This window comes from Undibacterium pigrum (assembly GCF_003201815.1).
Taxonomy (GTDB): domain Bacteria; phylum Pseudomonadota; class Gammaproteobacteria; order Burkholderiales; family Burkholderiaceae_D; genus Undibacterium; species Undibacterium pigrum.
Genome location: NZ_QJKB01000001.1, coordinates 1,124,168 through 1,149,991 on the forward strand (window position 1 = coordinate 1,124,168; position 25,824 = coordinate 1,149,991).

Genomic DNA, 25,824 nt, shown 5'->3' on the forward strand with positions numbered 1-25,824 from the left:
ATTAGCTTTGCCAGCTATATGCTCGTTATGTGGTTACGACATAGCAAGCACATAGCCATTTCTTAGCTTCTTAATTCACAGGCACATGCGAATCTGATTCCTTGAATTGATTGGCAATCTGCCGGAACTCTTCCGTGATTTCCAGGAAAGCTTCAAGGATATCCGGATCAAAATGTGTCCCACTACCTTTGCGCATGATGCTGATAGCTTCTTCATGCGAAAAAGCTGGTTTATAGACGCGACGTGAAATCAGGGCATCATAAACGTCTGCTATGGCCATCAGACGCGCAGACAGGGGAATGGCGTCTCCCATCAGGTTTTCAGGATAACCTGAACCATCCCATTTCTCTTGATGGGAATAGGTGATTTCACGTGCAAAGCGTAAAAACTCATTACTTTCACCCAGGTATTTTTCAACCGAGATAATGGTTTCACGCCCATACACGGTATGCAGCTTCATAACTTCAAATTCTTCAGAAGTCAGCTTGTCCGGCTTCAACAAAATATTGTCGGGAATCCCTACCTTGCCTATATCATGCAGCGGCGCTGATTTGTACAACAAGTCTATATTTTCATCGGTCAATAATGCGCTGAAGCGAGGATGGTTTTTCAGTTTTCGCGCCAGTGCAGCAACATAATTCTGGGTGCGGCGTATGTGATTACCAGTTTCATTGTCGCGGGTCTCGGCCAGTGAAGCCATGGCCATGATGATGGCATCCTGCATCTTGGCCAGCTTGCGGGTTCTGTCCTGTACCAGGCTTTCCAAATGCTTGTTCTGATCCTGCAACAGATGACGCGCGCGAACCAGATTCAGTTGAGTTGCCACTCTCGCCAGTACAATGGGGGGACTGATGGGTTTGCTGATGTAGTCAACAGCGCCCAGACGCAGGCCCATTTCCTCATCCTGCACCTGGCTCTTTGCTGTCAGGAAAATAATTGGTATGTCTGAAGTGGCCGGGTCAGCCTTAAGGCGACGGCACGTCTCATAGCCGTCCATTTCGGGCATCATTACATCCAGCAAGATCAAATCAGGACCTGGCAAGCTGGAGGCAATCTGCAGCGCTTTTAAGCCATTGGTGGCAATCTTGATTTTGTACTGGTCTTTTAACAATCCGGACAAGAGTGAAATATTGTCTGGTGTATCATCTACTATCAGCACAACCTGCTTGGCATTTTGATCGAATACCTCACTCATAGATCACCCCGATAAGAAGTAACTGCCCCACATACCTGTGGATGCCATGCATGGAACTGGATTTCATCAAATCAAAGTATTTCATAACCGAGGTTTTTCGCACTATTGCTTAATAAATTCAAGGCTGCATCATAGTCAAACTGTCTGACTGCACGCATGATTTGCTTTTGCACATCGACACCAAATGCATTGGCGATCATGTCACCTGACTCTAACAGCAAGTCTACCGCTTCGCCATCGTAATCACGCAACAGGTTACAGCATTTTACAAGCAAATCCTGCATGAGCTCATGATCAACAGGCACCAGATCAAGTGCCTTGACCTCAGTTTTGTTCTGCGATTTTTCCAGTATCAATACCTGGTCTATGGCATTGACGATGATCTGCATGGCTTGCGCGCATTCAATAAGTACTGGCTCAAGCTCTGCCAAAGCTGCCTTATCGTGCAATTTTGTTTCCAGTACTGCAGCAAACGGCTGTATGGTTTTTGCACCTATCAAACCAGCCACGCCCTTCAGGGTGTGCGCCAGGCGTTCGGCCAGCAAATTATCCCCCGCATCCACCGCTGTGCGGATATGCTCCACGACATGGCGCTGGTCATCACAAAAGCGGGACAGCAATTCCAGGTAGAAAGAGCGGTTACCCAAAGTACGGCTCAAGCCCTCTTCCACATCAATACCATCAATCTGCAAACTATTGCTGATGTCCTGTATGGGGAGTTGCACATTATCAAAATTGCTGCCCGACACATGCGCCGGACACCAGTGTGAAATGGCGTGGTACAACTCTTTTGGGTTAATGGGTTTGGCAAGATGGGCATTCATGCCTGAGGCAAAGCATAATTCGCGCTCTTCAACCATGGCGTGTGCCGTCATGGCGACTATCGGCAAACCATCAAAACTCTGGTTTGCACGTATCAGTTTGGTGGCTTCGTGCCCATCCATTTCTGGCATTTGCACATCCATGAATACCACGCCATAGTAATCGGGTCCGGTCTTATTCACCATGTCGACCGCTATTTTGCCGTTGCCAGCAATATCAACGGTTACGCCTGCAGCTTCCATCAGTTCACGGGCGATTTGCTGGTTGATTTCATTGTCTTCCACCAGCAAAACCCGCAAATCAGTATATTTGGGAACCAGTACGCCGTGGCTACTCGGGATGGCATAACTGGTACTGGAAAACAGTTCAACCAGACAATCCACCAAGGTGGATGCATTGACAGGCTTGGTCAAGAACCCATCTGGCAAGGCAATGTCATCCCTATAACTGACTTCTTCACGCCCATGTGCGCTGACCAGCACCGTCAAGGGTGCTGGCTGCAAGGAGCCGTCGCGCTTCAGATAGGTAATCAGTTCCAACCCATCCATCTCGGGCATGCGCAAATCTGTAAAAATCACACCGTAAGGCTGAACAGGATTGCAATCCATGACCGCCTGCAAGGCAGCTGCGCCACTATTAACAATATCAATATCAACTGGCAACTCGGATAATATTTCCTGCAAAATCTCGCATGCAGCCGGATTATCATCAACGATGAGCAAACGCATGCCATTGATGGCACCAGGTATCACCTGACGCTGTACGACTGGCTGAGCGATCCCGAACCAGCCAGTAAAAAAGACCTTGGTGCCATGCCCTGCCTCACTACGCAAGGCGATTTCCCCTCCCATCAGCTCGACCATGGCCTTGGAAATAGAAAGGCCCAGACCGGTACCGCCAAATTTCCGGGTGGTTGATTCATCAGCCTGGCTAAAGGGTCGGAACAATTTATCCGACTGCTCTTCTGACATACCTATACCAGTATCGCGCACTTCAAACCTGAGTTTGACCCTGCCAGCCACCATCTCCAGCATCTGGCAGGTGACGTAGATCTCGCCTTGCTCTGTAAATTTAATGGCATTGTTGATCAGGTTAATCAATACCTGCCCCAGCCTTAAAGGGTCGCCATTCAGATAGCGTGGTATATCTGGCGGGGCGCGAAACAGAAACTCCAGACCCTTTTCATCCGCCTTATCACTCGTCACCGCAGAAATATTATTTAGTACATCATCCAGATTAAAATCCACCTGCTCAATATTCAGCTTGCCAGCCTCAATCTTGGAAAAATCGAGAATATCATTGATGATACCCAACAGGGAAATCCCAGCCTTGTGGATTTTTTCTACATAATCTTTTTGCTTGGGATTGAGTTCTGTTCTTAGTGCCAGATGCGCCATGCCGATGATGGCATTCATCGGTGTGCGGATTTCATGACTCATGTTCGCCAGGAACATGGATTTGGCTTCCGTCGTTTCTTCTGCATGACGACGCGCCATTTCAGCTTCCTTCAACTCATTTTGCATTTGCAGTGTTTGCAGACGTATCTGCTCTGCCATACTTTCCTTGAGCTGGCTTTCCAGCAGCTTTCTCTGTGTAATATCTGACACGAAAGACAGGGTCGCGGGACGTCCTTCCCAATCTATCATGACGGCAGACAACTCTACCCAGATGATGGACTGGGTTTGATGATTTTCTATACGGAAGTGGTAATACTGCTCGACCTCTTCACCACGTAAGCGTCTGGTATGATGGTCTATGACCATGGGCCTGTCATCAGGATAAATAGCGGTGATGAAAGACATTTGCGACAGCTCATCAGCCTTGTAACCAGTCAGGCTTTGTACGCGCGGATTGGCAAATACGATGCGTCCATCCTGCACCACCAGTATACCTTCAGTGACGTTGTTGATAAGCTGCCGGTAATGCTGCTCAGACTTGCTCAAGTCTTCTTCGAGCTGACGGCGGGTAGAAATATCCATGACGACCCAGACCGTGCCATGGGTCAGATTGGTTTTATCAACAGCACGTCCGGAAAAATGCACCCAGAATACAGTGCCATCGCTGCGCCTCATCTTCAGCTCAGCCTCATAAGCCTCACCGCGCAAAACTGACTGATTGACTGCTGCACCTGACTCCAGATAAGCCTCACGCGACTCATAAAAAGGTTCCAGCGAAGAACCCAGTACTGTCTCGCGTTCCACACCAAATATCTGGCACAAAGGTGTATTCACCCACTGCACTCGCCCCTGGTTGTTCAGGAAAACCATACCCACGATGGAGTTTTCCAGCACGGTTTCACGTTCAGCCAGCATGCGCTTAAGTTCGTCCTCAAGCTGACGGCGCTCGACCATGGCACGCTCGGCCATGCGCCTGGCCAGTTCGGCTTCTTTTAATTCATTCCGGATATGCAGGGTTTGCACATGGACACGGGTAGCCAGGCCCTGCGCCTTGGCAAACAAGTCCAGGTAACGCTTTTGTTCGTTATAGGCTTCTTGCCATTCACCGAGTTCAGTAAATATCTCTGACAGCTCCTTGAGTGCCCGCAATGGCATGTAGATATAGCCATTGCCACCGACTTCATCGACACCGCGGCGCAAATCGCGTATGGCTTCAGGATAACGCTTGTGAATGCGATGCAGATGGCCGCTGACCCACCAGCTATACGGTTTCAAATGCTTGTCTTCAAAGCTGTCCAGCAGCTTCATGGCAGCATCACTGAGCTTGTCTGCCTCTTCTACCTGTCCACGCATGGCAAGTGTATACGCAGCCACTGACAGGCAAAATGCCCTGCTGGAATTATCTGAATTCTCGCCGCTCTTGATGCCACCTATGTAGGAAGCAATAGCCTGGTAAGCCTCTTCGTATTTATCCAGCGACACTTTACACAAGGCCAGCATGGTCGATACAAAAGGTGCCAACCAGCGCTCACTGGAATTGACGGCAATATCCCGGGCTTCCTGTAATAGCACTTCTGCATCTTCTGCATTGCCACTGACATAAAAAATCTCGCCCAGATTAGCTGTCACCTGGGCTACGCGATTGGGTATCTGCAACGCGCGGGCATCATTCAATGCAGTGTAAAAATGACGTATGGCCTCTTCGGTATATCCCAGCTCCTGTGACAATATCCCCAGCGTGTTATAGACCACGACAGAAATGCGGCTGACCCTCATGCGCAATGCGGGCACAATGCGTGAATGACACAGAGAATAAGCTTCTTGCACTTTACCCCGGCGACGCCAGACGGCAACTGTACCAAACAGTGCAAATGCCATGCCCTCATGTTCGTCTACCGACTCAAACAGGGTTGCTGCGCGTTCAAAGACGGGGGCGGCCTGCTCCATGTGATCATCAAAATAATCAGCAAAGGCATCCACCAGGTCTGCTGCAATCAATACGGCGGGATGAGATTTATCAGCTCCGCTCTGACGCATGCTGGCGGCAATCTTGCGGCCATCTGCCGGGTTGTCACGCATCAGGTCCAGGGCATCCAGGCAAAGCTCGCGCCAATGGATTTCTGCTAGAGAACTATCTTTACTCATTCTGCTCAGCTCTTCAGAAAGAAATGATGCATTGAAATATCAAAATGACCTGGAACATGGTTTTGCTTTCAGGGTCTTCTGTCCAGGTACGACACTCTTTTACCAAACGCCCGTCAGATTCAGTACGAGCGTGATCTGACACATACGACAATATTAATGCCAGAGACTGACTTATGGATAAACATTGCCATTAACTGTGTCTTTTAACTGAATAAATGAACAAATCAAACACTATTCAATTTCATCATCACAAAGGAATCGGGTAATTCTTGAAAAATAACTTAATTTTCAACATTTCCACAAGAAATCATTGCATATCAATCAATAATTTAACATTAATTCACACCAACAAGTTATGCAAATCCTTTGCTCAGCCACAAATTTTAAAAACTGGTTTATGATGCATTGCAACAGTTTGATTAAGTGTTTTTTCTAAGCCTGTTTCGCCCTGTGTCATTTAGTCACGGCTATCCCGTTATGACTGATGAGTGCATGGCCCCCTATTTGAAAGATTCACTATGCTTTATCAATTTCATGAGCTCAATCGCGCCTTTCTGAATCCACTGACTCAATGGGCAGAAGCATCTTCAAAACTGTTCACCAATCCAGTGTCGCCACTGGCGCATACGCCCTACTCACAGCGTATTGCTGCGGGCTATGAACTCTTGTTCCGCCTGGGCAAAGATTATGAAAAACCAGAATTTGGTATTACCTCCACCACGATAGACAAACAGGAAGTGGAAATTGCGCAAAGCACGGCTGTCATCAAGCCTTTCTGCAAATTGCTGCACTTCAAAAAAGTCTTGGGTGACAAGGAATTGGCGAAACTGAACCAGCCCAAGGTATTGCTGGTCGCGCCGCTGTCTGGCCACCACGCAACCTTGCTGCGCGATACTGTGCGCGGTTTGTTGCCAAAGCATGATGTGTACATCACTGACTGGACAGATGCACGTATGGTGCCCTTGTCTGCCGGACCTTTCCATCTGCATGATTATATTTATTACGTCCAGGACTTTATCCATTATCTGGGTGCCGGTACACATGTGATTTCCGTGTGTCAACCGACTGTGCCGGTATTGGCTGCAATTTCCCTGATGGCGACTGCCAAAGATCCCCTGCTGCCCAAGACCATGACACTTATGGGCGGCCCTATTGATCCGCGTAAATCACCGACCCAGGTCAATAATCTGGCGACGGAAAAGAAATTCTCGTGGTTTGAAAATACTGTGATCTACAGTGTGCCAGCAAATTACCCTGGCTATGGCCGCAAGGTCTACCCTGGTTTCTTGCAACATACCGGCTTTGTTGCGATGAACCCAGACCGTCATGCACAAAGTCACTGGGACTTTTACCAACACCTGATACAGGGTGATGATGAGTCCGCTGAACAGCATCGTAAATTCTACGACGAGTACAATGCGGTATTGGATATGCCTGCCGAGTACTATCTGGAAACTATTAAATCAGTGTTCCAGGAGTTCCGTCTGCCTACTGGCACCTGGGAAGTTGAAGGCAAACTAGTCAGGCCACAGGATATCAAGAATGTAGCCCTATTCACTGTAGAAGGTGAACTCGATGATATCTCCGGCCCTGGTCAAACCCAGGCAGCCCATGATTTGTGCAGCGGCATTCCCGCCAGCATGAAGCAAGACTATGTGGCGCCTGGCGCAGGCCATTACGGCATTTTCTCTGGCCGTCGCTGGCGCGATATCATTTGCCCTAAAATCGGCGAATTCATCAAGCAGCATTCCTGATCTGCCAGCAATCTGTAAGTATCAGACAAAAGCCACGACAGCAAAAGCGTCGTGGCTTTTTGGTTTTCAGACTCTGATAGACTCTGATTGTAGACGCTGGTGTTTAGGGGGATAATCACGGCTCTTTATTGTCTTATGCAAACACCGTGTCAGATTCTCTCGCAGACCTGTTGGAAAACGCCCTGCCGCAAACCCAGTGCACCAAATGCGGCTATCCAGCCTGTCGCCCGTATGCTGAAGCTATCGCCACTGGCGCAGCCAATTACAATCAATGTCCGCCAGGTGGCCAGGAAGGTGTGGCACGGCTTGCCCATATACTGAGCAAGGCAGTCATACCACTGGACATCAGCCACGGACATGAGCGCGAAAGACAAGTAGCAAAGATAGAAGAAGCGTATTGCATAGGCTGCACCCTGTGCATACAAGCCTGCCCTATTGACGCCATTATCGGTGCGCCCAAGCAGATGCACAGCATCATCAGCGAACTGTGTACCGGCTGCGATCTCTGCGTTGCCCCATGCCCTGTCGATTGCATCAGCATGCTGCCCGTCACCACAGGCAAAACTGGCTGGGACGCCTGGAGCCAGGAACAGGCAGATCATTCCCGCCAGCTATACACTTTACGCAATCAGCGCCTAATCCGTGAGAAACAGGAAAATGATGAGCGCCTTGCCGCCAAGGCCGCGGCCAAACTCATTGCGCTGGAAGCAGAACCAGCATTGAGTGCAGAAGAAATTGCCAGCAAAGATCGCAAGAAAGCCATCATTGCTGCAGCCATAGAAAGAGCGCGCCTGAAAAAATTGCAAGCGCAATCCGAAAATCAAGCAGAAGGTGACAAGCAATGAATGCAACCAAACGCCAGGCAATTTTTGAACGACTGCGACAGCAGAATCCACATCCGACGACGGAGCTTGAATACACGACACCCTTTGAATTGCTGATTGCAGTTTTATTGTCAGCACAGGCCACTGATGTATCCGTGAATAAGGCTACGCGCCTGCTTTATCCAGTCGCCAATACACCAGAAAAAATTCATGCTCTCGGCGTTGATGGACTTATCCCTTATATACAGACCATAGGATTATTCCGCACCAAGGCCAAGAATGTCATCGAGACTTGTCGCATCCTCATGGCCGAACATGGCAGTGAAGTGCCACGCCAGCGCGAAGCACTGGAGGCCTTGCCCGGCGTTGGCCGCAAGACCGCCAATGTAGTCATGAATACCGCCTTTGGCGAACCAACTATTGCGGTAGATACGCATATATTCCGTGTATCCAACCGCACTGGCATTGCACCTGGCAAGAATGTCGATATTGTCGAACAAAAATTAATGAAGTTTGTGCCAGCAGAATTCAGGCAGGATGCCCACCACTGGCTGATATTACATGGCCGCTATACCTGCATCGCCAGAAAACCTAAATGCTGGAATTGTATGATTGCCGACTTATGTGAATTCAAGCAAAAGACGCCCTTGCCGGATTCGGTTTAAAAACATTCACGCAAAAAAAGCCTGCATTTTTGCAGGCTTTTTTTAACAGAGCATCTAGAGATTCAGACTATCTTGCACGCTTCATCAAAACTCAAACGCGGGGAACGTGGGAACAATTGCTGTGCATCGCCATAACCGAGATTGCAGATGAAATTGACTTTAACCGTCGTGCCGGCAAAAAAGACGGCATTGAGCTTGTCCGCATCAAAACCCGACATAGGACCACAATCCAGGCCCACAGCGCGTGCGGCGAGCATGAAGTATGCCCCTTGCAGCGATGAGTTACGGAAGGCTGTCGCATCGATGTTGGCCTGGTTGCCAGCGAACCATGAACGGGCATCTGCATGCGGGAACAATTGTGGCAGCTTTTCAAAAAACTCCATATCCATGCCGATGATGGCTGTGACTGGCGCAGTTTTGGTTTTTTCAAAATTGCCTTGGGAAACACAGCCCAGCAATTTTTGTTTTTCAGCATCAGATCTGACAAACACGATACGCGCCGGGGAACAATTGGCAGAAGTGGAACCCCACTTCATCAAATCATATATTTCTTGCAATTGCGCATCAGTAACCGGCTTGTCCAGCCAGGCATTATGAGTACGTGCATTTGTAAACAAGGTATCGAGAGCGTCTTTGGATAACATGGTTTCCCTTTCAAATAATCGGTGGATAATAACTCAAGTCGTCAAAAGCTTCAGGGCAGCAAAAGAAAATACCTTTTACAATAGGCGCACTTTTTAATTTGGACCCGCCATGTTCACCCCTAGCCAGCACGATGTACGCCGTTTTTTTTGTGAAACCTTCAGGAAAACCCGAGAAAATCTGGTGCTGACACCACTTGAGATCATTGCTTCTGACTGGATCAGGCAGCACCCTGAATATGACCATGACCTGGCTGATGTAGAGCAAGCCTTGCAGGCAAACTATAGCGTGGACCAAGGTCAGACCAATCCATTTTTGCATTTATCCATGCATTTATCGATAGCCGAGCAAATCTCGGTCGACCAGCCTCCCGGCATCAAGCAGGCATTTCAGATACTGGCCAGAAAACACCAGTCCGAGCATGAAGCACACCATGAAATCATGGAATGCCTGGGGGAAATGATATGGAATTCACAAAGGACAGGCTTGCCACCAGATGGGCAAGCCTATATTGAATCTTTGAAGATGCGCTGCAGCTGACTTTGGCAATACTTGGCTTAATTACATAAACATAAAAAGCAAAAAAGCGAGGCCAGAGACCTCGCTTTTTTATTGATGCATGCAGCTTATTTCAGTTGATCATTCAACAATTGCAGGATTTTCTCTGCCACTGGTGAAGAGTCTACTTTGCCATCGCTATTGTGTACCGACACCAGGCTGATGTCGCCACTGGCGGCATTCTTGACCTGGATACGGTATTTCTGTGCATTTTTTGTCGCATCGCTGGAAGAACCGAACGAGAACAGGCGCGAGAAGAAGCCTTCGCTTGCACCTTTGGTCTTGGCATCAATGTCCTGGTCAACATAACGGACAAAATACAAACCTTGTGAGCGGTCACGGTCTTCCACTGTAAAGCCTATGCGATCCAGCGCCAGACCTACCCTGCGCCAGGAGCGGTCAAATGCCTCATCGACTTCAACATAGGTTTTGCCATCGTTTTTCAGCAATTGCGAACGAGCCTTGCCAGGTGCACTAGGCGCAGCCACTGCAGTTTTTGCTTTTTCACCGTCACTACCCAGGCGTACCATCAGGCGGGACAGGAATTCTGCTTCCAGGCCAGGATCAACTGCACGAGGTGTCCAAACCGTACCATCTTTTTGTGCACCAACCAGCACTTCTTGCGCGCCGCGATGGCTGATGTAGATTTCTACCTCGCCATTTGCACCACGTTCAAGACGGGTACGGAATTTATCCCGTTCGCCTGTGGAATACAGAGAGTCAAGTACTTTGCCCAAGGTATTGCGGATGATGTCCTGAGGGATTTTGGCGCGATTTTCTGCCCAGTCGGTTTCCATGACACCAGCTTCCTGATTTTCTACATTGATCAGGAAACCCAGCTCTTGCCAAAAGTCTTTCAACTGTGGCCACAGAGATTCAGGCGTGTCTTTTACCACCAGCCAGCGAGTCGTGCCATTACGCTCTATGCGCATGTTCTGGACTTGCTTGGCAGCGACTACGCCGCTATTGCCACTGCTGGCAACTTTATTTCCTTTTTCCAGATTGTAACTGGATGCTGTAGCACTGCTTTTGTTTGCTTCAGGGATGGAAAAACGATTATCGCGACGAATTTGCGTCAAATCAGGTGGCACCTCCAAAGATGCCGACGTTGTTTTACTGGCGCTTCTATAGTCGATCTTGTTAGGTTCGAGAATATTGCCTATTGAACTACAGCCAGTCAAACCTGCCAGCGCTAATGCGCCTATGATGCCGTTTTTAGCAACAAAGCTTTTTGCCATGTGAAAGTCCCTACGAATTATTATCAATTAAAACTGCGTGAAGCAAACGTGCGAGTTACCTAGCCGTTCAAAGGAAGTCATTGTAATACACCAGCTTCACGCATCGCTGCGCGAACGGTTTCATGATATTGCTCAGCCATCGTCACCAAAGGCAAACGCAGACCGGTTGGTATCAAACCCATTTCCACCATGGCCCACTTCACTGGCAATGGATTGGGTTCAATAAACAATTTATTGTGCAAGGGAATCAGGCGGTTATTGATGGCAATGGCTTCCTTGACATCACCACGCATGGCGGCCGCACACAATTCATGCATGGCTTTGGGAGCTACATTGGCTGTCACCGAGATATTACCCTTGCCGCCGTACAGCATCAGCGCGACTGCCGTTGCATCATCACCGGAATAGACGGCGAACGAAGCTGGTGCCAGGCGTATCAGGTCGGTACCACGGGCAATATTACCCGTTGCATCCTTGACACCAATAATGCCAGGAACTTGCGCCAGACGCAGTATAGTCTCATTCGACATGTCTGCCACTGTACGACCAGGAACATTGTACAAAATGACAGGAATATCAACAGATTCAGCAATTTTCTTGAAGTGCTGGTACATGCCTTCCTGGGTAGGACGGTTGTAGTAAGGCACGACTTGTAAAGAGGCATCAGCACCAGCCTGTTTCGCGAACTTGGTCAGGGCAATGGCTTCTTCAGTGGAGTTACCGCCAGAACCGGCGATGATAGGGATACGTTTATTGGCATGCTCAACAGCCACGCGTATCAGTTCACAATGTTCCTCAACAGTAACAGTAGGTGATTCACCTGTCGTGCCAACGATCACGATGCCATCTGTACCTTCGGCAATATGCCAGTCTATCAATTTGCGCAAACATGGCAAATCAAGACTGCCATCTGCATGCATGGGGGTTACGATCGCAACCAGACTACCCTGAATCTTTGTCATGTTAATGCAAGAAAAAAGTAAAACCCTGATTGTAGCGGATACACTGCTGGTCGGGGCGCAAATAGCTGGAATAAGCCTCTAAACTTGTAGGCATTTGCTTCAAAGCTTATCCAAAGCACTGATTTTTCCAGCTTTTCTGGCACAAATACGCTGCACCATGGCTGGTTTGGGCTGCTCTACATAGCCATCCTCGTAAGCGATAATGCTCATCTCCACCTGGGGATTAGACTGCATTTGCTCAAGAAGTTCGCCGGGGCGTAATAAAAAAGCAGGATTAGAGGGTTTACCAAAATTTTCATTGCCAGCAGCAAAGGTTTCGTAAATCAGTATGCCGTCCGGCTTCAAACTGCTGAGCAAGTGCGGAAATAATTGGCGGTGCAGATAATTGCAGACGATGATGGCAGCAAAACTATGCTCAGCAAATGGCCAGTCATAACCGACCTCGCCATACTCCAGATCATGTAGCTGTGTTTCTATGCCAGCCGCATGCAAGGCCAGGAAGCCCTGATCACTTTTATCCAGACCCAGAACAGACAGCCCTGAGTCATGCAGGTAAAAGCTATTTCTGCCGCTACCACAGGCCAGATCCAGTACTTTCCCATTCTGCGCCTTCAACAAATGAGAAAACCGCTTTAACCAGAGAGAAGGCGTAGCAGCCTGATGCACACCACTCTCATCATGTTTCACCTGCATCGTCAACATCCCCCCTAAAACCGCAGACTCAAGTCAGCAAGGCGATAAAAGGTGATGCCAGCAACTGCAAAACATAGCTGCCCACAGTCATCAAAGGAACCATCCAGTACTGCAAAACATGAAGCAAGGCCAGACCTATGAGGATAAAGAAACAGTAAGGCTCTATCTTTGCATACTTATAGGCCTGGGCATGAGGCAACAGGCTCAATATAATCTGTCCGCCAGCCAGAGGTGGGATAGGCAATAAATGAAACGCAAACATGGCGAGGTTGGTCAGCACACCCGCACGTGCCATTTTTGAGAAAAACGGTTCTTCGACAGACAGTGCGACAAGCAGGATGGACAACAACATCCATGCAAAACCCATGAGCAGATTAACTGCAGGACCAGACAAGGCTATCCATTTCAAATTCTTTTTTGGATCGCGCAACATGGAGTAATTGAGTGGCATGGGTTTGGCATAACCAAACAAGAATGCGCCCTGCGTCACCAGATAAAGAACCACAGGTATGACCAGCGTACCCATGGGATCGATATGCACCATGGGATTAAAACTCAAGCGCCCTTGCGCCTGCGCGGTTGTGTCACCAAAGTAGCGCGCCGCATAGCCACGCGCCGCCTCATACAGGGTAATGGCAAAAACAACGGGCAAGGCATAAACCAGGACGGTTTGTATCAGTTCATTCATGTATCAGCTCTATTTGTTCTAAGTGGTTAGAATGCAAGAAAATTTTCAGTTGCACTATCGGTCGAACTGAGGGATTACAGCCCAAACAAGGCAACGTCACCGCGTCCCTGGCGCACCAGCCCAGGTGCATCCCCGGTCATATCGATCACCGTGGTTGGCACCAGGCTGCAGGCACCACCATCAATGACCAGATCGACGAGCTTCGCCAGCCTGTCCCTGACTTGCTCAGGATCAGTCAAAGGCTCTTCTTCATCTGGCAGTATCAGTGTCGTACCCAGCAAAGGCTGCTTCAACTCTTCCAGCAAGGCGTGGGTGATGGAATTTTCAGGCACGCGCAGGCCTATGGTCTTGCGTGATGGATGACTCAGGCGACGCGGCACTTCCTTGGTCGCTTCGAGTATGAAAGTGTACGGCCCTGGCGTTGCCGCTTTCAACATGCGGTACTGGCGATTGTCGACCTTGGCATACAGAGAAATTTCTGACAGGTCGCGGCACAGCAAGGTCAGATGATGTTTTTCATCGACACCACGAATTTTGCGCAGGCGCGTAACCGCATCCTTGTCGTCCAGGTGACATACCAGGGCATAACAAGAGTCAGTAGGCAAGGCAACGATGCCGCCATTATCGATAATCTGCACTGCCTGCTTGATCAGTCTCAGTTGCGGATTATCAGGATGAATTTGAAAAAATTGGCTCATAAAAAGAAGAAAGGCGGTAGCTCTGCTACCGCCGCAAAATTAATTACCGAAAATTAACGCATATTTTGCAATGCGGCAATACGTTGTTCCAGCGGAGGATGGGTAGAAAACAAAGCACTCCAGCCTGATTTATCACTAATGCCTGATGCTGCCATGGATTGTGGCAATGCGCCCGGCTGCATACCCCCCAGCCTTGCCAAAGCGTGCATCATGGGTTGGCGGTTGCCCAGCAATTTGGCTGAACCCGCATCTGCACGAAATTCTCGTTGACGCGAAAACCAGGCAACAATCAAAGAAGCAGCGATCCCGAACAGTATCTCACATACAAATACGGTGATCATATAGCCTATGCCAGGCCTGTCGTCATTACCATTGCGAAATACTGCTTTATCGATAGCATAACCAACCACCCGCGCCAGGAAAACCACAAAAGTATTCACTACACCCTGTATCAAAGTCATGGTCACCATGTCGCCATTGGCGATATGGGCAACTTCATGCCCCAGTACAGCTTCCACTTCTTCCCGCGTCATACCTTCAAGCAAACCGGTGGAAACAGCTACCAGGGCAGAATTTTTAAAAGCGCCGGTGGCAAAGGCATTCGCTTCACCATTATATATCGCCACTTCTGGCATACCGATGCCAGCTCTCTCAGAGAGAGTTTTCACAGTATTCACCAGCCAGAACTCTGTCGATGTAGAGGGTGACTCTATCACCTTGGCACCAGTTGACCATTTTGCCATGGGCTTACTGATCAACAGGGAGAAAATGGCACCAGTAAAACCAACTACCAGAGAAAATACCAGCAGGGTCGACAGTTGCAGCCCATTAGCCGTTAAAAACCGGTTAACGCCCAGTAAAGACAAGACCACGGACATGACGGCAACAACCGCCAGATTTGTCAGCAAAAACAGGACTATACGTTTCATGAAGACCTCCCTTGGAGAATTACACGATTAATGCCCTGTTAAATATGGCTTAAGCCAGCGTTTTCAAGGCAGCGACCATTGTTCCCACACTGGTTTTGCCATTTTTGGTAAAGCTGGCAAACGACCTATGTCGACTTCTGCATCCTGCGGAGAATGAAAGTCCGAGCCACGTGAAGACAAGAAACCGTAATGAGCAGCAATCCTGGTGTACTCATCATATTGATCGACCGAGTGACTTCCTGTGACGGTTTCTATGGCAATGCCGCCAAGGTTTTTAAATTCAGTGAAAAAGGCATCATATGCCAGCGGGCTAAGGTCATAGCGTCCCGGATGCGCCACCACGGCCACGCCACCAGCACCGCGTATCCAGCCCACTGCCTCACTCAGGCTAGCCCAGCGGTGTGGCACGAAACCAGGCTTGCCATCTGCCAGGTAATGTCTGAAGACATCGGATACTGTCGCGCAGACACCGATCTCAACCAGGTAACGGGCAAAATGAGAACGTGAAATCAAATCTGGATTGCCGACGTATTTAAGCGCGCCCTCATAGCTGTTCTCTATCCCAGCCTTGCTTGACAGTTCGGCAGCCATATCCCGCGCCCTGCGCTCACGGCCAGAGCGGGTTTGTGCCAGGCCATTGACCAGATCAGGATTGGTTTCGTCGAGATTAAGGCCGACGATGTGGATAGTCTTACCAGCCCAGGTGATAGAAATTTCTACACCAGGAATATAAATCATCCCCAGGTCAAGAGCCGCTTCGCGCGCCTCGGGAATGCCACGCACTTCATCATGATCAGTTAAGGCCCAGACATCGACACCATTGGTTTTGGCGCGTGCGGCAAGTTGAGCTGGTGCCAGCACGCCATCAGAGACGATGGAATGGCTATGCAAATCGGCATTTAATTCTGGAGATAACATGATGAATACGATGAAAATCAGGCTGACGGTCTTCATCTTTCCCCGGACTGCCTGTTTTAGCCAGGAATTACTTGCCTATGCACCGCCTTATGCAAGTATTGTACTCTTCGTGACAGGATCGTGCTGCACTGCACGATCCTTTGTATTTATGGCATGACTTACAGTTTCATCTCTACACGCAAAGTCCAGGTGGTGTAGGTTTTGGATGTGTTGTAATCAATACGGTTGAGTGAGTCAGAGTTAATGATACTGCCGCTCTGATAATCATTAGCCCGCAGATTATTGGCAGACAAACGCACTTGCAAGTTCGGGCTGAATTTCCACAAACCATACAGATCAAGCTGGCGCTTTATACCTGTCTGATTGATCTGGATATTGCTGCTTTGTATCTCATAGGCAGGCGTCCAGTTGATATTGCCACCTACCGTCAGCGGAATCCCTGCTGGACGATAATCGAGGCCAAAATTGGCAGTTTGCGTAGGCTGCTGGTCAAGGCGATTATTCGGTCCCTTGATGTCATCCACACTGGACCAGAAATGACTATAGTTGCTGCGTACATCAATAGCCGGGCCATCCGGGAAGAATTCCTGCAATTGAAATTTCGCTTCCAGTTCTATGCCTTTGGTCGTTGCGTGACCAATGTTCACGGGCTTGGACACTTGACGCGGTTTGTATTTACCATCAGTCGTATCCAAAACTTGAACTTCCTCTGTGTTTCTGCGAATCAGATTATCAATATTTCTGACAAAAAAATTGGCACTGACTATACCCGCCCGTGTCAGGTAGTGTTCATAGGCGATATCAATACCCTTGGACAGCTCTGGTTTCAAATATGGATTACCAGTACGGTCAGGACGAAAAACACTGTTCTGATTGGAAATACTGGTCACAGCGATCAAATCATTCAATGCTGGCGCGCGATAACTTTGCGTCAGGCTGGCCCTGATCTGGTCTTTGCCAGCGCCAGGAATACGCCAGACACCATGCAGGACCGGGCTCCAGACACTGCTGGTATTTTCTATTGCCTGCCCTGCAACGGTGCTGCTGGTTCTGATGCCTTCCCAGCGCAAACCTGCGTAGGCAGAAAACTGTGCATTGATATCAAACTCATCTTGCGCAAAAACTGCCAGGCGGCGGGTATTTGCATCCAGATTATCACCTGACTCTGCAAACTGCGCCTTGCCATTATCCAGCGAAATACGGGTCTGGCTGCGCTTGCCCATTTCCAGATCCCAGCCCGCCGCCAAAGTATGGCCTTCACCATAAGGCATGGTGAATTTACCACCAGTATTGATACTGCTGTCCCGGGTATTGTTGACGTCGCTGATCACGTCTATCTGCTTGCCATCCTTATCAAACTGGTAGCGCAAGGAATTGCTTTCCATCTTGCCGAGACCACCGCCAAATCTGATATTCAGCTTCGAGTTATCTTCGAACTTATGCTGCCAGTTACCAAAACCGCGCAAGAACGTTGTCTCTGCACGAGCAGATCCGGTTGCCACTGCAAAATCATCAACAGTTTTCATGTCAGGGTCTGTTTTAGGAGTGCGATAAATTTCGCTCACCGTGCTTTGAGTACTGGAATCACTGCGTGAATTCATCAGGAATGGTTGCACCATCAAGGTGTCACCATTTTCAAACTTATAATTGAAACGCGGTGTCAGATGAATGCCCGTCGTTTTCCTATTGGTTTGATCATATTGATTCTGTATCAAAGTCTGAGCGGGACGCTCAGCACCGTGGTCATAAGAATTGGTAAAAGTACTCCCTTCATCATGCTGACGATTCTGAAAAACAGAACCACTCAGTGCGTACGACAAGCTACCAATTTCACCAGGCACTGTCAGCGATACATTTGGTGCCAGCCTGCCCTCTTCATAAGCCAGCGACAATTTCAGATCGATATCTTTTTGCTTGTACTCTTCACGCAAGACGATGTTGATGGTGCCGGCAATTGCCTGGGTACTGTATTCTGCAACTGAACCCCTGATAATTTCTATGCGTTCTACCTGATCAGGTGTCAGGCTGTCCATGGAAAAACCACGGGGCGCTCTTTCACCATTGAGTAATATCTGGGTATAGCCATTGCCCATGCCGCGCATGCGTATGTCACCACCACGGCCAGGACGCCCACCAACAGTAACGCCAGGCAAGCGCTTGAGCACTTCACCCAGGCTACTGTCGCCATTACGGTCCAGTTCTTCCCTGCCGAAAATAATCTTGGCGGCGGTGGATTGGCGGCGCTCTTCCTGGTCGCTACGGCCACCACTGATGGTGACTTTCTGTATTCCGTCGTTCGCAGGCGCTACTGCCTTCTTGTCCTCAGACTTGGCTTTAGGCTTGACGTTCTGCGTATTTTCTTCAGAATTTTTGGCAGGCTCGGATGAAGTCGTTTGCGCATAAGCAAATGAACTTACCGAGAAAACACTGGCGACTGCCAGTGTCAGAGTACGCAATCTTAATTGTGGATACATAGGCTTCAAACAAAAAACACAACACTGCATGAGCGCAAGCTAGTCCTGCGCTCTCATGCCAAGATTGTATTTTTAAGCAAGCCTGAATACCAGCGACGGCCGCCCGATATTTGTATGGAATTGAAACAGCAAGTCCATACCAGTTACTTTGCGATACCAGACAAGAACTGTGGTTAATCAGTTTTTACGAAACCGCCATAGTGCTATGACACCAAAAACAGCCGCAAAAGCCAGTTGCACACCTACCGCAGGCAAGGCTGCATCCAGCCCCAGTCCACGCCATGTCATGGCATCCAGACCATCCACGGCCCAGCGCGTGGGCACGGCCAGTGTCGCCGTTTGCAGCCACTGCGGGAACATGAAAGATGGCATCCAGGCACCACTCAGCATCACCATGATCAGGGTCGCGAATACAGAGATGCCACGCGCTGCCTCAGGTGTTTTGCCAAAGGCGGCAATCAATAAACCAAAGCTCGCTGTCATGAGTGAGAATGAAATGACCACAGCAATAAACCCAGGCAGGCTACCTGCAATATGCACTTTAAACACCAGAACAGCGACCAGGAAGATGAAACACATGAGAAAGCAGGCTATCAGCGCACAAGACAAGGCCCTGGCTATCAATACGGTATTCAAGCCTACCGGGGCCGCCAGCAGGCGATTCCACAAACCCAGTCGCCGCGCCATCAATACACCTATCCCTGCATCAATCGCCATGAACAAAATAAACTGCACACTCATGCCTGCAAATGAATGAGCATAGCCATTGTATTTATTGGCAGCGGGGTCGCCTGCGGTCATTGCCTGATCCCTGGTGACGAATGGCATGCTCAGTCCAGCATTTGCATTGCCAGCATTTGTATTTCCAGCGTTTGCATTTTCTGCCGCAGCTGAAGCACTTGCCGCGCCAGCGCCCTTGGCTGTCTGTTGACTCAGCTGGAATTTTTTCAGGCTGCCAAGAAAATCATGCAATTCCCCTGCTTCCTTATTACTCTTATCCACCTTCTCCAAATCTTGCAAAGTCTGGTCAACAAAATTGCTTCCGCTTTTACCGTTGAACATTTCAGCACTAACGCTTTGCATGACTTGCTGCGTCAGCATGCCCTTGACCATCGCCAGCACAGCTGTTTGCGAAGGGTCATAGAAAATGGCGAGTTCAGGTTTTTCCTTACCACCAAATAATGCCCCACCTGCACGTTCGCCAAATTTCTCAGGTATCAGCACTGCCATGTTGAGCTTGCCCTTCAATACCAGAGCCTTGGCCTCTTCCAAGGGCAGTTCTTTGACCAGCAAAGTGGGTTCGTCTTTCAAGCCTTTTACTATTTTCTGGCTGATGACATGATTATCCTGGCTGATTACTGCGATCTCTATCTTTGCTGCGTCTTTTGTGTCCTTGCCACCAGTGACAAATCCAAAGAAAGCCCCCAGCAAGATGGGCATGACCAAATTGAGCAACAAGGCACGGCGGTCTGCCAAAAACAGTATCAGGTCTTTCCGTATCAATGCAATCAAGGCGGTCATCATATTCCCTCAGTCATTCACAGTCTTACGGCATCGTTTTAAGCAAGCTGATTTCAATCGCGCAAACTACGTCCGGTCAGCGTCAGGAATACTGCTTCGAGATTGGTCTTCGCAGTCGCAAAATGGCCAGTCTTGTAACCTGCCTTGGCAAGCCAGTTGAGCAGACCCACCGCCACTTCATGTTCAGTCAGCGCCACATCCAGATGCTTGCCTTGATCAGACATATGCACGCTGTCCACACCGGGCAAGATACTCAGGGCGGCAACATCAGTCTCTGCAATTGCAGTCAGCAAATCCAGCCTTAATGCCGCTTTTGCGGGCAGGCGGCGATACAGGTCTGCCGGGGTTTCATTGGCGATGACTTTACCATGATCGATAATCACGATATGGTCAGCCAGTCGCTCGACCTCTTCCATGTAATGACTGGTATAGATCAGCGTACGTCCTTGTGATTTCAAAACATCCAGACTATCAAAAATCGCATTGCGACTTTGCGGATCAACACCTACTGTCGGTTCATCAAGTATCAATAATTCAGGGTCATGTAACAGTGCTGCCGCGATATTCAGACGACGCTTCATCCCACCAGAAAATGTCGATGGCTTGTCACCTGCCCTGTCGAGCAGATTAACCAGATCAAGCACGGCATCGCAACGCTGCTGCAACTTGCCACCAGAGAGTCCGTACAAGGCACCGAATAATTTCAGATTTTCTCTGGCTGACAGATCTTCATATAGCGCCAGATCTTGTGGCACCAGGCCAATCTTGAATTTGACGGCATTATTACCCGCGCCCATGGTTTGTCCATCCAGCAACACCTTGCCCTGATCTGGCTGCAGCAAGCCACAAATCATGCTGACCGTGGTTGACTTGCCTGCACCATTTGGCCCCAGCAAACCCAGCGTCTGGCCCCGCATGACAGAAAAGGAAACATCATCAACAACCTTGCGTGCAGCATAAGCCTTGGTCAAATGTTGAACATCCAGCAGCGCGCTTGTCATGGGAATGCCTTTATTGAAGAAGCAGTGTCAACAATGGTAGTTCAAACAATGCTTTTACGGCAAACAAGTCGGCAAACCTGGAACCAGATAGCAACAAATATCGCCGTTATGGCACTAAATTTATAGAAAAATTACGGATTTATCGTTTTTTCGCACGCCTACAATAACAAAAGCCTGCGCGCTCAATGCGTGCAGGCTTTTGTCGCCATGCCAATTACTATTAACAGTTTAGCTTAGGTTGCTCTTCAATCTGCAGCAGCCAGATTCAAATTCAACTGTGAACGCAGCAAATCTTCAGTATCCGGGCGCGGGCTATTGCGTGCCGTTTCCAGCTTGTCTAGATAACCTGGTGTGACATCGCCTGTAATATAAAAACCATCAAAGCAGGAAGCTTCTATGTTTTTCAACAATGGATTCACATCAGAAATCGAACGCTTCATGGCAGCGACATCCTGATAAACCAGAGCGTCTGCCGTGATTTCGCGACAAACTTCTTCTTCACTACGGCCATAAGCAATCAATTCACTACGGGTAGGCATGTCGATACCGTAGACGTTAGGGAATTGCACTGGTGGTGCAGCAGAAGCAAAAATCACGCGCTTGGCGCCAGATTCACGTGCCATTTGCACGATTTCACGGCTGGTAGTGCCACGAACGATAGAGTCATCGACCAGCAAAACGCTTTTGCCCTTGAATTCAGAACCGATGGCATTGAGTTTCTGACGCACAGATTTGCGACGTATCGCCTGGCCTGGCATCATGAAAGTACGGCCTATGTAGCGATTCTTGATAAAGCCTTCGCGATAATCCAGGTTCAGTTTCAGTGCCAGTTCCATCGCTGATGGACGGGAAGAATCAGGGATAGGCATGACCACATCAATTTCACCATCGCGGAATTGATTACGTACTTTCTCGGCCAGGTATTCCCCCATTTTCAGGCGTGTCAGGTAAACCGAAGCACCATCGATAATGGAATCAGGACGAGCCAGATAGACATATTCAAATGCACATGGATTCAGACTAGGATTGTCCGCACATTGCTGGGTATGCAGCTTGCCATCCATGTCGATGAACAGGGCTTCACCCGGTTCAACATCACGCAGGAACTTGAAGCCCAGGCCTTCAAGGGCAACAGATTCGCTGGCGATCATGTATTCAGCACCGTTGTCAGTTTGTGAAACACCGACGCACAAAGGACGGATACCAAATGGATCACGGAAAGCCAGTAAGCCATAACCAGAGATTTGCGCAACAACGGCATAGGAGCCACGCACGCGCCTGTGCAGCATGGATACCGCACGGAACAGGCCTTCAGGGTCCAGCGAATAACCACTGGTGACTTCCTGTATCTGATGCGCGAGGATATTGAGCAAGACTTCAGAGTCAGAATCTGTATTCAGATGACGGCGGTCATTCTTGAACAATTCTATCTTCAGTTCTACCGCATTGGTCAGGTTACCATTGTGTGCCAGCACGATACCAAACGGTGCATTGACATAAAACGGTTGTGCCTCTTCTTCGCTGGTAGAACCGGCAGTTGGATAACGCACCTGACCAATGCCGACATTACCCGGCAGAGAACGCATATTGCGGGTACGGAAAACGTCACGCACCAGACCATTCGCTTTATGCATGGCAAATTTATTGCCATGATTTGTTGCGATACCGGCTGCATCCTGACCGCGATGCTGCAACAACAGCAGCGCGTCATAAATCAATTGATTGACAGGATTATTTGAAAATACGCCTACGATGCCACACATGGTGGACTCCTAAAAAAAACAATTAAAACTTTACATGCTCCGAAACCGAGGTCGGCAACAGCGGTATCACTGTGCGCGCTGCAGCTTCTGCGAGCGGACTGAGCCAGGCTTCAGTCCAGAATGTCTGCTGGGGTATGGATGTCATCCCGCATACCAGAACGCCAGCCAGCACCAGAATACAACCCCGTGCCAGGCCAAACAGTCCACCCAGACCGCGGTCTGCCAAGGTCAGGCCACTGGCCTTGATCAGGGCATCCACCGCCAGCATGATGAGCGCCATGATCAGGCGCACCCCAATGAACAGTGCAATGAAGGCCACGATCAGGCGCAACATTTGTCCGGGCACTACAGACGGCAACCAGGTCGCCAATACATCACTATAGGCATTGGCAATCACAAATGCGACTATCCAGCTGACCAGTGACAAAATTTCTTTAATTAAACCGCGCAACGTACTGATCACGATAGAACAAACCAGGATCAGGAGCACGAGATAATCAAACAAGGTCACGCCAGATATTCCTTACTTACTAGTTAGGCGGCAAGCTGGCACTCAAACCCAGCTTGCTCAATTTGGCGCGCATTTTATCTGCCTCTTCCTTTGATGCAAAGGGGCCAACCCTGATTCTTGTCACTTCGCCATTCGTCGTGATGATTTTTTGTGTATAGGAACGGATATTGGCAGCATTGAGTTTCGCTTGCACTTCATCGACTTTGGACTGAGTAGAAAATGCACCCGCCTGCACTGTATAAGATGATTTTTCAGCTGGTTTTTCAGCAGATTCAGGCTTGCTGACAACTGGCTTGGCTACCGGAGGCGCTTTACCTTCAAGTATGGCCAAAGCACGGGCAGCTTCGTCATCGCCGCTGCCAGGTTTGGCAACAGCAGGTTTTGCTTCAGTCTTGACTGGCTTGGCTTCGGCTTGCTTTGCTTCAGGTTTAATTTCAGCTTTAGCCTCGTTTCTTGCCGTCACGACTTCCTTCTCCACCGGCTTGGAAGGAGTTTGTATGGGCTTTACCTCAACTTTTGGCTCAGGCTTGGCTTCCACTTTTGCAAGCGGCTTGGTTTCTGTTTTTATTTCAGGTTTATTCGGGACAGTAGCGGGCGCAACTGTAGTCGTGGCCGTTTTTATCTGTCTGTCCGCATTCTCATTTGCGGCAACTTTGTTTTTTGGCAAAGCTGGCACTTCTATGATCTCTTCTGGTGGCTCAACTGGCAGCGAACTCCGGGTTTTGGGCGCTACAACATCCGCCGCATCTGCCACTTTGTCCTTGGACGGGATACGGATGCTGATATCATCAGCCAAAGGCTTGGGGTCAGAATCCAGTATCATGGGCAAACCTATGATGGCAGCCAATGCCAGGGCAACTGCGCCTATCAGGCGACGCCTGGCGCGTTTTTTTTCTGGCAGTATGGGATCATTGACCTTGGAGCGCCTTCTGGGCTCGGCCTTTTTTGTCCTGGAACGAGTTTCAATACTCTCTTCTTCGGCGCGGGAACGGAATTCGCCACTGTCCTGAGTATCGGAAGTTTCTTGCTTCTGTGTAAAACGCGAGAGCAAACCCATGTGCAAATTTCTGGTTAGTTAGCCAAGGGGCTTGTCATCAACAAACCCTCTGGCAAAAAACATCAATGGAGTGCCGAACGGCGGGCGGGCATCACACCTGCAACCGTCAGGAAAGATCCAAAGACCACTATTCTATCATTTTCGCCCGCTTTGCTGATGGCTGCCGCATAAGCCTGCTCTGGTGTATCAAAACCAGTGACAGTTTTTTCGGTATCTGCCAGCACTCCGGCTGCAATCAATTTGTCTTTCAACACCTCAATTGGGGCTGCCCGCGGCAAAGGCAAGGCCGTGATGTACCAGTGATCAACTTTATCTTTCAGTTGAGCAATCACGCCATCGATATCTTTATCCAGCATGGAACCAAATACTGCATAGGTATAGGCATGAAAGCCCATATTGTCGAGATTTTGCGCCAGCGTAGCCGCTGCGTGCGGATTATGCGCCACATCCAGCACCACGGTCGGGCGACCAGGCATAACCTGGAAACGCCCCGGCAAATCTACCATGACCAGACCAGTACGCACTTCTTGCGCGCCAACTGGCAATTCCAGCTTCAGGGCCTCCAGCGCAGCCAGTACAGCAGACGCATTCAAGAGCTGATTGGCGCCACGCAGACTGGGGTAGCCGAGGGAATTACGGCGCTGGCTGCGGCCTGCAAAATTCCACTGTTGCTTGTCACCGTTATAGTTGAAATCTCGTCCAAACAGCCATAGATCAGCACCTATGGCATTGGCATGATCGATCAGGGACTGAGGCGGCAAAGGATCGCCACAAATCGCAGCCTTACCCGGACGAAAGATGCCAGCTTTTTCAAATCCTATCTTTTCTCGGGTATCGCCAAGGTAATCAATATGATCGATATCGATACTGGTGACGATGGAGACATCGGCATCAATGACATTCACCGCATCCAGGCGACCACCGAGGCCAACTTCAAGGATGACCACATCGAGCCTGGCATCAGCCAGCAATTTGCAAATTGCCAGGGTAGTAAATTCAAAGTAAGTCAGCGAGATATCACCACGTGCCTCTTCAACGGCATTGAAAGTGGAAATGAAAACATCATCCTTGACCATCTCGCCATTGATGCGGGCACGTTCATTGAAGTCAAGGAAATGCGGCTTGCTGTACAGGCCAACACGGTAACCAGCCTGCATCAGCACCGCTTCCAGCATGGCGCAGGTAGAACCTTTGCCATTGGTGCCCGCGACCATGATGACAGGACAATCATAGTGGATGGCCAGTTTGTTCTTGACCGCAGCAACGCGGTCCAGGCCCATATCAATTTCTTTGGAATGGCGGGTTTCGAGTACGGCCAGCCAGTCAGCCAGGGTGGCAGGTAAATTTGTCATAAGATAAAAAAAGCCCG

21 protein-coding genes are annotated in these 25,824 nt (G+C 49.3%); 4 read left to right on the forward strand and 17 right to left on the reverse strand.

What is annotated here, in order from left to right:
- Window positions 1-70: 70 nt before the first annotated feature.
- Both DFR42_RS04945 and DFR42_RS04950 read right to left on the reverse strand, forming a co-directional pair.
- Window positions 71-1,195, reverse strand: coding sequence for an HD-GYP domain-containing protein (locus DFR42_RS04945; RefSeq protein ID WP_110253799.1), 1,125 nt, complete (start codon window positions 1,193-1,195; stop codon window positions 71-73).
- A gap of 71 nt (window positions 1,196-1,266) precedes the next feature.
- The gene (locus DFR42_RS04950) at window positions 1,267-5,559 is read right to left on the reverse strand and encodes a response regulator (protein WP_110253800.1); all 4,293 of its coding nucleotides are present in this window, start codon (window positions 5,557-5,559) and stop codon (window positions 1,267-1,269) included.
- 518 nt (window positions 5,560-6,077) lie between these two features.
- On the opposite strand from DFR42_RS04950, the gene DFR42_RS04955 reads away from it, so the two are divergent.
- From DFR42_RS04955 to nth, 3 genes are all read left to right on the forward strand, one after another.
- The gene (locus DFR42_RS04955; RefSeq protein WP_110253801.1) at window positions 6,078-7,313 is read left to right on the forward strand and encodes a polyhydroxyalkanoate depolymerase; all 1,236 of its coding nucleotides are present in this window, start codon (window positions 6,078-6,080) and stop codon (window positions 7,311-7,313) included.
- A 128-nt stretch (window positions 7,314-7,441) separates the two neighbouring features.
- On the forward strand, window positions 7,442-8,158 hold the full coding sequence (rsxB, locus tag DFR42_RS04960) for an electron transport complex subunit RsxB (protein WP_110253802.1): 717 nt from the start codon (window positions 7,442-7,444) through the stop codon (window positions 8,156-8,158).
- Window positions 8,155-8,802, forward strand: a complete 648-nt coding sequence (gene nth / locus DFR42_RS04965; protein WP_110253803.1) for an endonuclease III — start codon at window positions 8,155-8,157, stop codon at window positions 8,800-8,802. Before rsxB ends, nth begins: the two co-directional genes overlap by 4 nt.
- Before the next feature lie 62 nt (window positions 8,803-8,864).
- On the opposite strand, the gene DFR42_RS04970 is transcribed toward nth, so the two are convergent.
- Window positions 8,865-9,446: a malonic semialdehyde reductase gene (locus DFR42_RS04970; protein WP_110253804.1), complete on the reverse strand. Its 582-nt coding sequence runs from the start codon at window positions 9,444-9,446 to the stop codon at window positions 8,865-8,867.
- 109 nt (window positions 9,447-9,555) lie between these two features.
- On the opposite strand from DFR42_RS04970, the gene DFR42_RS04975 reads away from it, so the two are divergent.
- The gene (locus tag DFR42_RS04975; RefSeq protein ID WP_110253805.1) at window positions 9,556-9,984 is read left to right on the forward strand and encodes a DUF1841 family protein; all 429 of its coding nucleotides are present in this window, start codon (window positions 9,556-9,558) and stop codon (window positions 9,982-9,984) included.
- Window positions 9,985-10,070: 86 nt separating this feature from the next.
- Here the strand turns inward: DFR42_RS04975 and bamC are convergent, their stop codons facing one another.
- The 14 genes from bamC to folC all read right to left on the reverse strand — a co-directional run bounded on the left by bamC (window position 10,071) and on the right by folC (window position 25,807).
- The gene (bamC, locus tag DFR42_RS04980) at window positions 10,071-11,240 is read right to left on the reverse strand and encodes an outer membrane protein assembly factor BamC (protein WP_110253806.1); all 1,170 of its coding nucleotides are present in this window, start codon (window positions 11,238-11,240) and stop codon (window positions 10,071-10,073) included.
- Between the two features lie 77 nt (window positions 11,241-11,317).
- The gene (gene dapA, locus DFR42_RS04985; protein ID WP_110253807.1) at window positions 11,318-12,202 is read right to left on the reverse strand and encodes a 4-hydroxy-tetrahydrodipicolinate synthase; all 885 of its coding nucleotides are present in this window, start codon (window positions 12,200-12,202) and stop codon (window positions 11,318-11,320) included.
- A 99-nt stretch (window positions 12,203-12,301) separates the two neighbouring features.
- Window positions 12,302-12,895: a class I SAM-dependent methyltransferase gene (locus DFR42_RS04990; RefSeq protein WP_110254243.1), complete on the reverse strand. Its 594-nt coding sequence runs from the start codon at window positions 12,893-12,895 to the stop codon at window positions 12,302-12,304.
- 28 nt (window positions 12,896-12,923) lie between these two features.
- Window positions 12,924-13,583, reverse strand: a complete 660-nt coding sequence (locus DFR42_RS04995) for a site-2 protease family protein (protein ID WP_110253808.1) — start codon at window positions 13,581-13,583, stop codon at window positions 12,924-12,926.
- Window positions 13,584-13,657: 74 nt separating this feature from the next.
- Window positions 13,658-14,281, reverse strand: coding sequence for an L-threonylcarbamoyladenylate synthase (locus tag DFR42_RS05000; RefSeq protein WP_110253809.1), 624 nt, complete (start codon window positions 14,279-14,281; stop codon window positions 13,658-13,660).
- Window positions 14,282-14,334: 53 nt separating this feature from the next.
- A complete protein-coding gene (gene htpX / locus DFR42_RS05005) occupies window positions 14,335-15,210 on the reverse strand; it encodes a protease HtpX (protein WP_110253810.1) in 876 nt (291 codons plus the stop codon).
- A gap of 63 nt (window positions 15,211-15,273) precedes the next feature.
- A complete protein-coding gene (locus DFR42_RS05010; protein WP_245936827.1) occupies window positions 15,274-16,164 on the reverse strand; it encodes a 3',5'-nucleoside bisphosphate phosphatase in 891 nt (296 codons plus the stop codon).
- Between the two features lie 122 nt (window positions 16,165-16,286).
- Window positions 16,287-18,602 carry a TonB-dependent receptor plug domain-containing protein gene (locus DFR42_RS05015; protein WP_110253811.1) on the reverse strand — a complete coding sequence of 772 codons (2,316 nt, stop codon included), beginning with the start codon at window positions 18,600-18,602 and terminating at the stop codon, window positions 16,287-16,289.
- Between the two features lie 177 nt (window positions 18,603-18,779).
- A complete protein-coding gene (locus tag DFR42_RS05020; RefSeq protein WP_110254245.1) occupies window positions 18,780-20,123 on the reverse strand; it encodes an ABC transporter permease in 1,344 nt (447 codons plus the stop codon).
- A 53-nt stretch (window positions 20,124-20,176) separates the two neighbouring features.
- Window positions 20,177-21,124 carry an ABC transporter ATP-binding protein gene (locus DFR42_RS05025; RefSeq protein ID WP_110253812.1) on the reverse strand — a complete coding sequence of 316 codons (948 nt, stop codon included), beginning with the start codon at window positions 21,122-21,124 and terminating at the stop codon, window positions 20,177-20,179.
- A gap of 245 nt (window positions 21,125-21,369) precedes the next feature.
- Window positions 21,370-22,887, reverse strand: coding sequence for an amidophosphoribosyltransferase (gene purF / locus DFR42_RS05030; protein WP_110253813.1), 1,518 nt, complete (start codon window positions 22,885-22,887; stop codon window positions 21,370-21,372).
- A 22-nt stretch (window positions 22,888-22,909) separates the two neighbouring features.
- On the reverse strand, window positions 22,910-23,398 hold the full coding sequence (locus tag DFR42_RS05035; RefSeq protein WP_110253814.1) for a CvpA family protein: 489 nt from the start codon (window positions 23,396-23,398) through the stop codon (window positions 22,910-22,912).
- A gap of 19 nt (window positions 23,399-23,417) precedes the next feature.
- Window positions 23,418-24,455 carry an SPOR domain-containing protein gene (locus DFR42_RS05040; protein WP_110253815.1) on the reverse strand — a complete coding sequence of 346 codons (1,038 nt, stop codon included), beginning with the start codon at window positions 24,453-24,455 and terminating at the stop codon, window positions 23,418-23,420.
- 62 nt (window positions 24,456-24,517) lie between these two features.
- Window positions 24,518-25,807, reverse strand: coding sequence for a bifunctional tetrahydrofolate synthase/dihydrofolate synthase (folC, locus tag DFR42_RS05045; protein ID WP_110253816.1), 1,290 nt, complete (start codon window positions 25,805-25,807; stop codon window positions 24,518-24,520).
- Between the last annotated feature and the right edge of the window lie 17 nt (window positions 25,808-25,824).

Excerpts from the sequence above, each read along its gene's own strand:
- DFR42_RS04945 (WP_110253799.1), bottom strand. The coding sequence starts at position 1,195 with ATGAGTGAGGTATTCGATCAAAATGCCAAGCAGGTTGTGCTGATAGTA.
- DFR42_RS04950 (WP_110253800.1), bottom strand. The coding sequence starts at position 5,559 with ATGAGTAAAGATAGTTCTCTAGCAGAAATCCATTGGCGCGAGCTTTGC.
- DFR42_RS04955 (WP_110253801.1), top strand. The coding sequence starts at position 6,078 with ATGCTTTATCAATTTCATGAGCTCAATCGCGCCTTTCTGAATCCACTG.
- nth (WP_110253803.1), top strand. The coding sequence starts at position 8,155 with ATGAATGCAACCAAACGCCAGGCAATTTTTGAACGACTGCGACAGCAG.
- DFR42_RS04970 (WP_110253804.1), bottom strand. The coding sequence starts at position 9,446 with ATGTTATCCAAAGACGCTCTCGATACCTTGTTTACAAATGCACGTACT.
- DFR42_RS04975 (WP_110253805.1), top strand. The coding sequence starts at position 9,556 with ATGTTCACCCCTAGCCAGCACGATGTACGCCGTTTTTTTTGTGAAACC.
- bamC (WP_110253806.1), bottom strand. The coding sequence starts at position 11,240 with ATGGCAAAAAGCTTTGTTGCTAAAAACGGCATCATAGGCGCATTAGCG.
- dapA (WP_110253807.1), bottom strand. The coding sequence starts at position 12,202 with ATGACAAAGATTCAGGGTAGTCTGGTTGCGATCGTAACCCCCATGCAT.
- DFR42_RS04990 (WP_110254243.1), bottom strand. The coding sequence starts at position 12,895 with ATGCAGGTGAAACATGATGAGAGTGGTGTGCATCAGGCTGCTACGCCT.
- DFR42_RS04995 (WP_110253808.1), bottom strand. The coding sequence starts at position 13,583 with ATGAATGAACTGATACAAACCGTCCTGGTTTATGCCTTGCCCGTTGTT.
- DFR42_RS05000 (WP_110253809.1), bottom strand. The coding sequence starts at position 14,281 with ATGAGCCAATTTTTTCAAATTCATCCTGATAATCCGCAACTGAGACTG.
- htpX (WP_110253810.1), bottom strand. The coding sequence starts at position 15,210 with ATGAAACGTATAGTCCTGTTTTTGCTGACAAATCTGGCGGTTGTTGCC.
- DFR42_RS05010 (WP_245936827.1), bottom strand. The coding sequence starts at position 16,164 with ATGAAGACCGTCAGCCTGATTTTCATCGTATTCATCATGTTATCTCCA.
- DFR42_RS05015 (WP_110253811.1), bottom strand. The coding sequence starts at position 18,602 with ATGTATCCACAATTAAGATTGCGTACTCTGACACTGGCAGTCGCCAGT.
- DFR42_RS05020 (WP_110254245.1), bottom strand. The coding sequence starts at position 20,123 with ATGACCGCCTTGATTGCATTGATACGGAAAGACCTGATACTGTTTTTG.
- DFR42_RS05025 (WP_110253812.1), bottom strand. The coding sequence starts at position 21,124 with ATGACAAGCGCGCTGCTGGATGTTCAACATTTGACCAAGGCTTATGCT.
- purF (WP_110253813.1), bottom strand. The coding sequence starts at position 22,887 with ATGTGTGGCATCGTAGGCGTATTTTCAAATAATCCTGTCAATCAATTG.
- DFR42_RS05040 (WP_110253815.1), bottom strand. The coding sequence starts at position 24,455 with ATGGGTTTGCTCTCGCGTTTTACACAGAAGCAAGAAACTTCCGATACT.
- folC (WP_110253816.1), bottom strand. The coding sequence starts at position 25,807 with ATGACAAATTTACCTGCCACCCTGGCTGACTGGCTGGCCGTACTCGAA.